The organism is Curtobacterium sp. PsM8 (assembly GCF_030433875.1).
Lineage (GTDB): Bacteria > Actinomycetota > Actinomycetes > Actinomycetales > Microbacteriaceae > Curtobacterium.
Genome location: NZ_JARUXD010000007.1, coordinates 29273 through 40999, shown reverse-complemented (window position 1 = coordinate 40999; position 11727 = coordinate 29273). Strand labels below are relative to the sequence as shown.

General features: G+C 71.3%; 9 protein-coding genes. 1 reads left to right on the top strand and 8 read right to left on the bottom strand.

Translation table 11 applies throughout. The annotated features are described in order from the left end of the window. Window positions 1-5: 5 nt before the first annotated feature. The 8 genes from prfA to argS form a co-directional block, all read right to left on the bottom strand. Entirely contained in the window at window positions 6-1088 is a 1083-nt protein-coding gene (prfA, locus tag QCD68_RS02715) for a peptide chain release factor 1 (protein WP_290158527.1), read from the bottom strand. A gap of 3 nt (window positions 1089-1091) precedes the next feature. Further along, window positions 1092-3329, bottom strand: coding sequence for a transcription termination factor Rho (gene rho / locus QCD68_RS02710; RefSeq protein WP_301221923.1), 2238 nt, complete (start codon window positions 3327-3329; stop codon window positions 1092-1094). A gap of 164 nt (window positions 3330-3493) precedes the next feature. Next, window positions 3494-4483 carry a homoserine kinase gene (gene thrB, locus QCD68_RS02705; RefSeq protein ID WP_253463292.1) on the bottom strand — a complete coding sequence of 330 codons (990 nt, stop codon included), beginning with the start codon at window positions 4481-4483 and terminating at the stop codon, window positions 3494-3496. Window positions 4484-4515: 32 nt separating this feature from the next. Next, window positions 4516-5595 (bottom strand): threonine synthase, encoded by a 1080-nt coding sequence (gene thrC, locus QCD68_RS02700; RefSeq protein ID WP_221850334.1) that lies wholly within the window; start codon window positions 5593-5595, stop codon window positions 4516-4518. Window positions 5596-5729: 134 nt separating this feature from the next. Beyond that, window positions 5730-7037, bottom strand: a complete 1308-nt coding sequence (locus tag QCD68_RS02695) for a homoserine dehydrogenase (RefSeq protein ID WP_221850335.1) — start codon at window positions 7035-7037, stop codon at window positions 5730-5732. Window positions 7038-7065: 28 nt separating this feature from the next. Continuing rightward, window positions 7066-8487 carry a diaminopimelate decarboxylase gene (gene lysA / locus QCD68_RS02690; RefSeq protein ID WP_301221922.1) on the bottom strand — a complete coding sequence of 474 codons (1422 nt, stop codon included), beginning with the start codon at window positions 8485-8487 and terminating at the stop codon, window positions 7066-7068. An 89-nt stretch (window positions 8488-8576) separates the two neighbouring features. Further along, complete coding sequence (locus tag QCD68_RS02685) at window positions 8577-9347, bottom strand: LmeA family phospholipid-binding protein (protein WP_301221921.1); 771 nt, start codon at window positions 9345-9347, stop codon at window positions 8577-8579. 2 nt (window positions 9348-9349) lie between these two features. Then, entirely contained in the window at window positions 9350-11020 is a 1671-nt protein-coding gene (gene argS / locus QCD68_RS02680; protein ID WP_221850338.1) for an arginine--tRNA ligase, read from the bottom strand. A gap of 73 nt (window positions 11021-11093) precedes the next feature. Here argS and QCD68_RS02675 point away from each other — a divergent pair, with 73 nt between their 5' ends. After that, on the top strand, window positions 11094-11684 hold the full coding sequence (locus QCD68_RS02675) for a hypothetical protein (protein ID WP_301221920.1): 591 nt from the start codon (window positions 11094-11096) through the stop codon (window positions 11682-11684). Window positions 11685-11727 lie beyond the last annotated feature (43 nt).

The window sequence follows — 11727 nt, the reverse complement described above, 5'->3', positions numbered from 1 at the left end:
GCCGGTCAGGCGTCCTGGTCGCCGATGGCGGCCAGGCGTGCCTCTTCGTCCGCCGAGATCGCCGACTGGATGACCGGCTCGAGCGCGCCGTTCATGACGCGGTCGAGGTCGTAGGCCTTGTACCCGGTGCGGTGGTCCGCGATCCGGTTCTCCGGGAAGTTGTAGGTGCGGATGCGCTCCGACCGGTCCATCCCGCGGATCTGGGACTTGCGCGCGTCCGAGGCCAGGGCGTCGAGTTCCTCCTGCTGGCGCGCGAGGATGCGGGCACGCAGGACGCGCATCCCCGCTTCGCGGTTCTGCAGCTGTGACTTCTCGTTCTGCATCGCGACCGTGATGCCGGTCGGGAGGTGCGTGATGCGCACCGCGGAGTCCGTCGTGTTGACGGACTGCCCGCCGGGACCGGAGGACCGGTACACGTCGATCTTCAGGTCGTTCTGGTTGATCTCGACCTCTTCGGGCTCGTCGACCTCGGGGAAGACGAGCACGCCGGTGGTCGAGGTGTGGATGCGCCCCTGCGACTCGGTCTGCGGCACCCGCTGGACACGGTGCACACCGCCCTCGTACTTGAGGTGCGCCCACACGCCCTGTGACGGGTCGGTCGCGTTCGACTTGATCGCGACCTGGACGTCCTTGTAGCCGCCGAGGTCAGACTCGGTGCGCTCGAGGAGCTCGACCTTCCAGCCCTTGCCCTCGGCGTAGTGCGAGTACATCCGGAGCAGGTCGGCCGCGAACAGCGCCGATTCCTCGCCGCCCTCGCCGCCCTTGATCTCCATGATCACGTCACGGCCGTCGTCGGGGTCACGCGGGATGAGGAGCCGGCGGAGACGCTCCTGGCGCTCCGCCAGCTGCGCCTCGAGCCCGGGGACCTCGTCCGCGAACGCCTCGTCCTCACGCGCGAGTTCCCGGGCGGCGGCGAGGTCGTCCCCCGCCGCCTGCCAGGCCTCGTACGCCGCCTTGATCTGGCTGAGTTCGGCGTACCGCCGGTTGACCTTCTTCGCACGGGCCGCGTCGGCGTGGAGCGCGGGGTCCGACAGCTGCTGCGTCAGTTCCTCGTGTTCCGCCAGCAGCCCTGCCACCGACTCGAACACGCGTTACTCCTGGTGGCCGTTGCCGTGACCGCTGGTCGCCGGCACGGACTTCTGGATCTGGACCAGGAACTCCACGTTCGACTGCGTCTCCTTGAGGTTCCGCAGCACCACGTCGAGTGCCTGCTGGGTGTCGAGCCCGGCGAGGGCCCGACGCAGGCGCCACGTGATCGCGACCTCGTCGGCGGAGAGCAGCTGCTCCTCGCGACGGGTCCCGGAGGCGTTGATGTCGACGGCGGGGAAGATCCGCTTGTCGGCCAGGTGCCGGTTGAGGCGGAGCTCCATGTTGCCGGTGCCCTTGAACTCCTCGAAGATCACCTCGTCCATCTTCGACCCGGTCTCGACGAGCGCCGTGGCGAGGATGGTCAGCGAGCCGCCGTTCTCGATGTTGCGGGCGGCGCCGAAGAAGCGCTTGACCGGGTAGAGCGCGGCCGAGTCCACGCCACCGGAGAGCACGCGGCCCGACGGCGGGGTGGCCAGGTTGTACGCGCGGCCGAGGCGGGTGATCGAGTCGAGCAGCACGACCACGTCGTGGCCCAGCTCGACCAGGCGCTTGGCGCGCTCGATGGCGAGCTCGGCGACCGTGGTGTGGTCCTCGGCGGGACGGTCGAAGGTCGAGGCGATGACCTCGCCCTGCACCGTGCGCTGCATGTCGGTGACCTCTTCGGGACGCTCGTCCACCAGGACGACCATGAGGTGCGCCTCGGGGTTGTTCTTCGAGACGGCGTTCGCGATGGCCTGCAGGACGACGGTCTTGCCGGCCTTCGGCGGGGAGACGATGAGACCGCGCTGGCCCTTGCCGATCGGCGACACCAGGTCGATGATCCGCGTCGACAGCTTCGCCGGCTCGGTCTCGAGGCGCAGGCGCTCGTTCGGGTACAACGGGGTGAGGTCCTGGAAGTCGACGCGGGCGGCGGCCTCGTCGGCGGTCTGGCCGTTGACCGTGTCGATCTTCACCAGCGCGTTGTACTTCTGACGGCTCTGCTGCTCGTTGTCACGCGGCTGCTTGATCGCACCGACGACGGCGTCGCCCTTGCGCAGGTGGTACTTCTTCACCTGGCCGAGCGAGACGTACACGTCCTCCGGTCCCGGCAGGTAACCGGTGGTGCGCACGAAGGCGTAGTTGTCGAGCACGTCGAGGATGCCGGCGATCGGGATGAGGACGTCGTCCTCGGTGACCTCGGGCTCGAACTCGTCGTTCTGGCCACCGCGACCGCGCTTGCGGTCACGCTGCCGGCGGGTGCGACCGTTCTCGGCCTCCTGCTCGGCGGCGCGCTGCTGCTCGCCACGCTGCTGATCGCCGCGCTGCTGGTCACGCTGGGCGTCCTGCTGCTTCTGCTCGCGCTGCGAGTCCTGCTGCTTCTGGTCGCGCTGTGCGTCGCGCTGGTCCTGCTGCTTCTGCTGACCGTTCTGCTGCTTGCCGTTCTGCTGCTGCGCCGGCTTCTGCTCGGGCTCGGCCTGCTGCTGGGCGGGCTTCTGCTCGCCCTGGTCGGCCTGGTCGGCGTTCTGCCCGCGGCCACGACCACGGCCGCGGCTGCGACGGCCACGACGGGCGCCGCCCTCGGACTGGTCGCCCTGGTCGGACTGGTCGTTCTGCTGGCCCTCGGTCGACTGGGTGTCGTCCTGGGTGGCGTCCTGGTCGCCCTGCTGGACGGCGTCCGCGACCGGGACCTGGGTCTCGGCGGTGGCGCCGCGCGACTCCTGCGCGTCGGCCTGCTGCGCCTGACGGTCACGACCGCGTCCGCGACGCTGGCCGCTCTGGGCGGCTTCCTGGGCGTCCTTCTCGGCGCGGACCTGGTCGAGGCCGGCGAGGAGGTCCTCGGTGCCGGTGTGCCCAGCGTTGGTGTGCGTGACCGCAGCGGTCGGCTCGGCGGTGACCGTGCCTCCTGAAGTGACGCGACGGCTGCGACGACCGCGCGGGGCGGACTCGGCGGGGGCGTCGGCCTGCGTGGCCGGTGACTGGGTGGCTGGCGCCTGCGCGGCGGCCTGGGTGACGGGTGCCTCCGCTGCCGGAGCGGCCTCGGGAGCCGGCGTGCCGGTCCCGGCGCCGTCGAGGGTCGGCGTCACGGAGGCGGGTGCCTCGGCCGGACGCTTGTCCTCGATCGACGCGATCAGGTCGCCCTTGCGGAGCTTCGAGAGCCCCGTGATGCCGAGGGACGAGGCGATGCGCTGGAGCTCCGGGAGACGGAGTGCGCGGAGGTCAGTGGGGATCTCCACCGAGGTGGAGGTGGTGACGTCGGTCACGATGCTGTTGTTCCTTCCGACCGCAGAACGCGGAGAGTTTCCACCGATCTCGTGGCAGCGTGCAACGGCCGTCGTTCAGACGACGGACCGGGAACGGTGATCTGGCCAAGCCAGGTGATCTGGCCCGAGAACGGTGATCTGGAGAAAGTGCCCCACGCACCGAATCAAGCTGGCGGTCGACCGTGGATGGTCGAGGCCTGCGCGAGATCGGCTTCGAGCGTCGGGAGCGCCTTCACTGTAGCACCACCCAGATCGACGGCCAGCATGAGCGGACGCCAGGTGGATTCGGCGTGTCGCTCGACCAGTCCGGCGGCGTCGAGACGCTGTGCCGGGTCGCTGCCCATGACCAGGAGGCTCGGCCCGGCTCCGGAGACGACCGCAGCCAGGCCGTGTTGACGGAGCAGGCCGATCAGGGCGTCGGTCTCGGGCATGGCGCTCGCCCGGTACGCCTGGTGGAGCCGGTCCTCGGTCGCGGCGAGCAGCAGTTCCGGGCTCTGGATCAGCGCCGCGACGAGCAGTGCGGAGCGGGACACGTTGAACGCGGCGTCCTCGTGCGGCACGGTCATCGGCTGCAGCGAGCGGGCGAGCTTCGTCGACAGCGTCGACGTCGGCACGAACACGACCGGCGAGACACCGCGGTGCACGAGCAGTCGCTTGTGCGCCGGCCCGTCCGGGGTCATCCATGCGATCGTCAGCCCGCCGAAGAGGGCCGGGGCGACGTTGTCCGGGTGCCCCTCCATCTCGGTGGCGAGGGTGAGCAGGGTCGCCGCGTCGAGGTCGACCACGCCCTCGAGCAGGCCACGTGCCGCCATCAGCCCGGCGACGATGGCCGCCGCCGAGGACCCCATGCCGCGACCGTGCGGGATGGCGTTCGTGGCGTGCAGCTCGAGCCCCGGCTGCGGGACCCCGGCGTGTTCGAGGCCCCGGCGCACGGCCCGGACCACCAGGTTCGTGTCGTCGGTCGGGACCTCGCCCGCACCGACACCGTCGATCGTGACGGTCGCGCCGGGCTCCGGTCGGACGCGGACGACGACCTCGTCGTAGAGCGAGAGCGCGAGTCCCAGGGAGTCGAACCCCGGCCCGAGGTTCGCCGACGTCGCCGGGACGCGCACACGCACCGCCCGTCCGGCCGGTACAGCGATGTGGGCGGTCATGCCCTCCCCCGGTCCGGACGAGCGGTCGGCGCTCACCGCGCGCTGACCAGTCCGAGCACGTCCGCGATCGCCGCGGTGTCGACCGGGACGCTCGTCGGCGTGACCTCGCCACCGTCCTGGGTGCGGAGCGCCCACTGCGGGTCCTTGAGGCCGTGGCCGGTCACCGTGATGACGACCGTCGCGCCCTTCGGGATGACGCCCGCGTCGGAGCGCTCGAGCAGCCCGGCGACACCGATGGCGGATGCCGGCTCGACGAAGACGCCGACCTCGGCGGAGAGCAGGTGGTGCGCCGCCAGGATCGCCTCGTCCGAGATGGCACCGAAGTAGCCGTCGGTCTCGTCACGGGCCTCCAGTGCGTACTTCCACGACGCCGGGTTGCCGATGCGGATGGCGGAGGCGATGGTCTCCGGGTGCCGGACGACCTCGCCGTGCACGATCGGGGCCGAGCCTGCGGCCTGGAAGCCGAACATGCGCGGCATCTTGGTGGAGCGCCCCGAGGCGACGTCCTCGCGGTAGCCGCGGGAGTACGCGGTGTAGTTGCCCGCGTTGCCGACCGGCAGGAAGTGGAAGTCCGGCGCGTCACCGAGGACGTCGACGACCTCGAACGCGGCGGTCTTCTGCCCCTCGATGCGGTCGTTGTTCACCGAGTTGACCAGGTGCACCGGGTAGTTGGCGGACAGGTCGCGGGCGATGTCCAGGCAGTCGTCGAAGTTGCCCTGCACCTGCAGCAGCTGGGCGTCGTGGGCGACGGCCTGGCTGAGCTTGCCCATCGCGATCTTGCCCTCGGGCACGAGCACCGCGGCGGTGATGCCGGCGTGCGTGGCGTACGCGGCGGCCGAGGCGCTGGTGTTGCCGGTCGAGGCGCAGATGACGGCCTTCGCGCCGTGCTCGACGGCCTTCGAGATCGCCATCGTCATGCCGCGGTCCTTGAAGGAACCGGTCGGGTTCATGCCCTCGTACTTGACGTACACGGTCGCGCCGGTGCGCTCGGAGAGCCGACGAGCCGGGATGAGCGGGGTGCCGCCCTCACCGAGCGTCACGATCGGGGTCGCGTCGGTCACGTCGAGTCGGTCGGCGTACTCGCGCAGGACTCCCTGCCACTGGTGGGCCATCAGGCTTCTCTCTCTGTCCGGTGGGTCGGTCTGGGTGGATCGGGCGGTGTGGAACGGGCGGTGTGGAACGGACTGGGTGGATCGGTGTGGGTCGTGCGGGTGGTCGGTGCGGTGCCGGGAGGCGCGTGGTCGCGCTACGCCCCCACGAACCGCAGGACGCTGGTCACGTCCAGGACCACGTCCTCACCCCGGAGCGCGGCGACCGTGTCGGCCAGGTCGGCCTCCCGCGCCAGGTGCGTCCCGATGACGAGCGTCGCCGTCCCCTCGGTGGCACCCGTGGTGGTCTGCTCGACGGTCTCGACGCTGACGCCGTGGGCCGCGAGCACCCCGGCGACGGCCGAGAGCACACCCGGTGCGTCCGACACGTGCAGGGAGATCTGGTAGCGGGTGCGGACGGTCCCGATCGGGAACACCGGCAGCGCCGACCGGGTCGACTCGGCGACACCCGGGCCACCGATGACGTGCCGTCGGGCGGCGGACACCAGGTCGCCGAGGACCGCGGAGGCCGTCTCCACCCCACCGGCTCCGGCGCCGTAGAACATCAGGTCGCCGGCGGCCTCGGCCTCGACGAACACCGCGTTCTTCGCGCCGTGCACGCTGGCGAGCGGGTGCGACTCCGGCACCAGGGCCGGGTAGACCCGGGCGCTGACGCCCTCGCGGCCGTCCGCGTCGGTGAGCCGCTCGCACGTGGCGAGGATCTTCACGACGTAGCCGGCTTTGCGCGCGGCTCGGACCTGCTCGATCGTCACGGAGGTGATGCCCTCGCGGTGCACGGCGGCGAGCGGGACCGAGGTGTGGAACGCGATCGAGGCCAGGATCGCGGCCTTCTGCGCGGCGTCGTAGCCCTCGATGTCGGCGGTCGGGTCGGCCTCGGCGTACCCGAGCTCCGTCGCGGTGGCCAGGGCGTCGGCGAACGTCGCGCCCTCTCGGTCCATCAGGTCGAGGATGAAGTTCGTCGTGCCGTTGACGATGCCCATGATCCGCTCGATGCGGTCACCCGCCAGCGAGTCGTGCAGCGGCCGGATGATCGGGATCGCCCCGGCGACGGCCGCCTCGTAGTAGAGCTGTGCGCCGACCTGCTCGGCGGCGGCGAAGAGCTCCGGGCCGTGCGTGGCGAGCAGTGCCTTGTTGCCGGTGACGACGTCGGCGCCGGACTGCAGCGCCTGGAGCACGAGCGTGCGGGCGGGCTCGATGCCGCCGATGAGCTCGACGACGATGTCGGCTCCGAGGATGAGCGAACCGGCGTCCGTCGTGAACAGCTCGCGCGGCAGGTCGACGTCCCGCTGGGCGTCGACGTCGCGCACGGCGATCCCGACGAGTTCGAGACCGGCGCCGGCACGCGTGGCGAGCTCCGGTCCGTGCTCGAGCAGGAGTCGTGCGACCTGAGAGCCGACCGAGCCGGCTCCGAGCAGTGCGACGCGGACGTTGCGGTATTCGATCATCTGGTGGGGGTCTCTCCGGGTCGGGTTCTCAGGCGTCCGGACCGGTCTCGGGAACCGGCACGACGCCCGTGTCTCGGGCGAGGAGGTCGTCGACGCTCTCGCCCCGCACGAGGATACGGGCTGCCCCGTCGGCGACCGCGACGACCGGCGGACGACCGACGTGGTTGTAGTTGCTCGCCAGGCTCCAGCAGTAGGCACCGGTCGCGGCCACGGCGAGCAGGTCGTCGCGGCGCACGTCGCCGGGCAGGTACTCGTCGTGGACGACCACGTCGCCGCTCTCGCAGTGCTTGCCGACCACGCGGGTCAGCACCGGGTCGGCGTCCGAGGTCCGGGCGAGCCGTGCCGTGTAGTCGGCACCGTAGAGCGCCGGCCGGACGTTGTCGCTCATCCCGCCGTCGACCGAGACGTAGGTGCGGGTCGCCGCGGTGCCGTCCTCGGAGTCCACCGAGACGGGCTTGATCGTGCCGACGCGGTACAGCGTGATGCCGGGCGGGCCGACGATGTACCGGCCGGGCTCCACCGCGATCTCGGGCACCGGGATGCCCCGCGCGGAGCACTCGTCGGCGATGATCGCGGCGAGGGCGTCCGCGACGTCCTCCGGCTCGAGGGCGGAATCGGCCTCGGTGTAGTCGATGCCCCAGCCGCCACCGAGGTTGAGCTCCGGCACCGGACCGGACTGCACCAGCGTGGCGTGCACGTCCATGAGTCGACGGGCGGCTTCGCGGAACCCGCTGTCGTCGAAGATCTGCGAGCCGATGTGCGAGTGCAACCCGACGAAGGCGAGCGACGGTTCGGAACGGACTGCGGTCGCGGCCTGCACCGCCTCGGACAGGGGGATGCCGAACTTCTGGTCCTCGCGCGCGGTCGCCAGGAACTCGTGCGTCGAGGCGTGCACCCCGCTGTTGATCCGGATGCGGACCCGCTGGGTGACCCCGGCGGCAGCGGCGATCCGGGCGACGCGGCCGATCTCCTCGTGGCTGTCGAGGACGATCGTGCCGAGCCCGACCGCGACGGCGCGCTCGATCTCGGCGTCGGACTTGTCGTTGCCGTGGAAGCCCATCCGTGCCGGGTCGACGCCGGCAGCCAGCCCGACGGCGAGCTCGCCCATCGTGCAGACGTCGAGACGGAGGTCGGCGTCGGCCATCCACCGGGCGACGTGCGTCGTCCAGAAGGCCTTCGCGGCGTAGTAGACGTGTGCCCGCATGCCGATCCGGGTGAACGCGTCGGTGAAGGCGTCCCGCACGCGGACGGCACGGGATTGCACGTCCCGCTCGTCGACGACGTAGAGGGGGGAACCGAACCGGGCGACGAGCTCGTCGGCAGCGACCCCGCCGACGGCGAGCATGCCCTCGTCGGTCCGCGTCGCGGACGCGGGCCAGATGCGGCTCACCAGCTCGGAGGCGTCCGCCGGGAACCGCAGTCGCGGCGGCGCAAGGGGGTTCTCGCTCACGGGACCCGATCCTATCCGGCCCGAGCGGGCCTCCCGGCCATGTGACGCAGGCCTGTGGACGGCCGTCGGAGACGGCACCACACGCCCGGTCAGCAGCGACCGGTGGTGCGCAGACCCGCCTCGTTGAGGGGCAGTTCGTCGGCCGTGATCCGCACCGTCGCCGCCGCCGAGGTCACCCGGAGGGACCGGACACGGAGCTGTTCCGGCAGGAACTGCGCCGTGCAGACCGGCACCGGGACGTCCGAGACGCCGGGGATGTCGTCGACCTTCAACCCGAGCGAGGAGTTCGTGATCCGCACGGTCTTCGGCGTGATCGTCACCCCGCGCCCGTCGGACTGCGCGGTCACCGAACCGTCCGCCGCGTACCCGATGCGGAAGCCGAGCACCGTGGCGCTGCCGCGCAGTTCGACCCCGCCGTCGATGAGCCGGACACGCTCGAACAGCGGCGAGTACTTCGACAGGTCCTTGACCGCACCGGAGGCCAGTCGGACCGTGCCGTCGACGTCGTGCACCGCACCCTTGCCGTCCACGGGCAGGTCGTGCGCCGTCACGTCGGCGGCGAGCGGGATGCCCTCCACCGTCAGCCGGTCGGAGGTGATCCGGACGTCGTCGAGGGTCCCGCGGAGCAGCTGCGGGATGACGACCCCCGACACGTGCGCGTCGACGGTGCCCGTCGAGCCGTCCGGCAGCGACTGCTCGACCTGCGAGGCGACCGTCCGGTCGACCACGCCGCGGAGCACGAACTCCGCCACGACGACCAGCACGGCCAGCACCACGAGGACGACGACCAGGACGATCGTGACCGTCCGGCCGCGGCGCTTCGGGCGTCGACCCGCTGCCGGAGCCGCTGCGGACGACACCGCTACATCCGTTCGGGCGCGCTGACGCCGAGCAGCCCGAGACCGTTGCGGACGACCTGGCCGGTGGCGTCGTTCAGCCACAGGCGGGTGCGGTGCAGGTCGGTCACCGACTCGTCGCCGAGCGGGGTGACACGGCAGGAGTCGTACCAGCGGTGGTACAGCCCGGCGAGCTGCTCGATGAAGCGCGCGATGCGGTGCGGCTCACGGAGCTCGGCGGCCTGACGGAGCACCCGCGGGTACTCGGCGAGGGCACCGAGGAGCGAGCTCTCCGACTCGTGCGTCAGCAGCGACGCGTCGAACACCGAACGGTCGACACCCGACGCGGCGGCGTTCCGCGCGACGGACTGCGTGCGGGCGTGGGCGTACTGCACGTAGAAGACGGGGTTGTCGTTCGTCCGCTTGGTGAGCAGGTCGAGGTCGATGTCGATCGCAGTGTCGCTCGCGAAGCGGACCAGGGCGTACCGACCGGCGTCGACACCGACCGCGTCGACCAGGTCCTCCATCGTCACGACCGTGCCGTTGCGCTTCGACATCCGGAGCGGCTGGCCGTCCTTGAGCAGGTTCACCAGCTGCCCGATGAGGATCTCGAGGTTCTTGCCCGGCTCGTCACCGAACGCGGCACACATCGCCATCATGCGGCCGACGTAGCCGTGGTGGTCCGCGCCGAGCATGATCAGGTTCCGCTCGAAGCCGCGCTCGCGCTTGTCGAGGTAGTACGCCAGGTCGCCGGCGATGTACGCGGGCTCGCCGTCTGACTTGATGACCACGCGGTCACGGTCGTCACCGAAGTCCGTCGTCCGGAGCCACAGCGCGCCGTCCGCCTCGTACATCCGGCCCTGCTCCTGCAGCCGGGCGATGGCGCGGTCGACGGCCTTCGACTCGTGCAGCGAGTTCTCGTGGAAGAAGACGTCGAAGTCCACGCCGAAGTCGTGCAGCGAGCGCTTGATGTCCGTGAACATGAACTCGACGCCCTCGCGGCGGAACAGCTCCTGCGCCTCGTCGCGCGGCATGTCCGTCACGTCGAGACCCGGCTCGAGCGTCGCGAGCACCCGGGCCGCGATCTCGCCGATGTAGGCACCGCCGTAGCCGTCCTCCGGCGTCGGCTCGCCCAGCGCGGACGCCAGCAGGGACCGGGCGAACCGGTCGATCTGGTTGCCGTGGTCGTTGAAGTAGTACTCGCGGGTGACCAGGCCGCCCTGCGCCTGGAACACACGGGCCAGGCTGTCGCCGACCGCGGCCCAGCGGACACCGCCCATGTGGATCGGACCGGTCGGGTTCGCCGAGACGAACTCCAGGTCGATGCGGACGCCGTCGTACAGGTCGCCGTGGCCGAACGACTCGCCCTGGTCGACGATGGTGCGTGCGACCTCGCCGGCCGCAGCCGCCTCGAGCGTGATGTTGATGAAGCCCGGGCCCGCGACGTCCACCGACGCCACACCGTCGAGCTCGGTCAGCTCGCCGGCGATCTCCGTCGCCAGCTCGCGCGGGTTCGTGCCCAGGCGCTTCGCGAGCTGCATCGCCGCGTTCGACGCCCAGTCACCGTGTGCACGGTTCTTCGGCCGCTCCAACGCCACGTGCGACTGCTCGATCGTCACCGTGTCGGCAGCACCGCGTCGCTCGACGATGCCCGTGAGGATCGACAGGTACGCTTCGGAGAGTTCGGCAGGAGTCACGGCGCACGAGTCTACCGGGACACCCAGCAACCGCCCGGACCACGCCGGGGCCGATGCACCAGGATGGTCGGTCATGACCTCCCGCAGCCTCCGGGCGATCAGCATCGCCGCCCTCGTCGTCCCCGCCGCCCTCGTCCTCGCCGGCTGCTCCGGCGGTGGCGGCGACGGCGCGACCGCCTCCGCCACGGCCACCGCCGGCGTCGTCGGACGGCCGGTCAGCCAGACCTGCGCCGAACTCGTCCCCACCGACACGTTCAGCGTCTACGGGCAGCAGTTCGAACGGGTCCGCTCCCCGAAGCCGACCAAGGGCTCCCCCGTCGCCCAGATCGCCGCCCAGGACGGCCGCGTCTGCACCTGGCGCTCCACCGCAGACGACGACGTCACCGTGACCGTCGCCGTCGCACACCTGCCGGGGAAGCAGCTCACCCAGCTCAAGGACGCCCTCTTCGAACAGGGCGGCTCCGTCCCCACCTACACGGTCGAGGGGTACTTCACCCTGAGCGGGAAGACCGGCCGCGCCGACGCGTTCGCCGACCCCTACTGGATCCACACCTCGTCCACCCTCTTCACCGAACCCGGAGCCGCGCAGCCCGTCGTCGACGCGGTCCGCGCCGCGGTCGCGCCCGACGCCCGCGCCCCCGAGAGCAGCGCACCGACACCCTGAGGACGTTGCCGGGGACCGGTCGCCGGCGTGGCGGCCGGACCGT